General features: G+C 47.0%; 1 protein-coding gene. It reads left to right on the forward strand.

Annotated elements, in window-relative coordinates:
• Window positions 1-532 (forward strand): potassium transporter TrkG (locus ACTHUR_RS15655; protein ID WP_440399563.1); only part of this gene is annotated, 532 nt, incomplete at its 5' end.
• Window positions 533-617: the final 85 nt, after the last annotated feature.

Below are 617 nucleotides of genomic sequence, written 5' to 3' on the forward strand. Positions count from 1 at the left end.
CTTCAATTTTGTGTCCATCGGATTGGCAAGCGGTTTCTCCAATGCAGACTTTGCCCAATGGCCGTTGATTGTGTCGCTGTGGATGTTTTTCCTGTCGAACGTATTGGCAAGTTCAGGCTCTATTGGGGGCGGTATTAAAAACGTGCGTGCGTTGGTGTTATTCAAATTCAGCTTGCGCGAAATGTTGATTTTGCTGCACCCGCGTGCGGTTCGTACGGTAAAGGTCAACAACCGTTCCATTCCGGATCGCATGGCGCTGACCGTCATGTCGTTCATCTTTATTTACTTTATGACGGTCATCGTATTCAGCTTTTTACTGATGGCGGCAGGCTTGGACTTTTTATCCGCCTTTACGGCAGTCATTGCCTGTATTACCAATGCAGGGCCGGGTTTGGGGGCAGTCGGTCCGTCACATAATTATGCTGTGCTGAGCGATGTGCAGAAATGGCTGTGTACGGCGGTGATGTTGTTGGGACGTTTGGAGATTTTTACCGTTCTGATTTTGCTAACTCCGGCATATTGGAAGAAATAAGTGTGAGAAAAAGGCCGTCTGAAATTTCAGACGGCCTTTTTATAATGGCTGGGCTTAAGCGTATTGTTTGAGCAATTCTTTGAAT

The sequence above is a fragment of the Neisseria sp. P0021.S007 genome (genome assembly GCF_051956855.1).